Genomic DNA, 269 nt, shown 5'->3' with positions numbered 1-269 from the left:
CCGTCCCGGAAGCGATGCGCCCGATCGTCTTCCTCAATCCCTTGACCATCCCGGTCGAGCAGGCGCGCGCCCTGATCATCTGGGGGGTGCTGCCGGACTGGTGGCAACTGGTGACGTACAGCGTAATTGCCGTCCTAGTCGCCTGGGGCGGCTTTTACTGGTTCAGCCGCAGCCGCCCGGCCTTCGCCGACGTGATGTGACGGCCCCCTTCCCCGACACGCGAAGACCTGATCGATCATGCTACAGTTCCTCGGCATCGGCGCCCAGAA

General features: G+C 65.1%; 1 pseudogene. It reads left to right on the top strand.

Annotation, left to right across the window (positions count from 1 at the left end):
- Positions 1 to 200: pseudogene (locus tag JT719_RS24780) on the top strand (hypothetical protein); the annotation flags it as partial.
- Between the last annotated feature and the right edge of the window lie 69 nt (positions 201 to 269).

Origin of the sequence: Sabulibacter ruber (genome assembly GCF_017355955.1) — a bacterium.
In the GTDB taxonomy this organism is placed as follows: Bacteria; Bacteroidota; Bacteroidia; order Cytophagales; family Hymenobacteraceae; genus Nibribacter; species Nibribacter ruber_A.
Note: the sequence above shows the minus strand (reverse complement) of the source record. Positions and strands in the feature narration are given on the sequence as shown.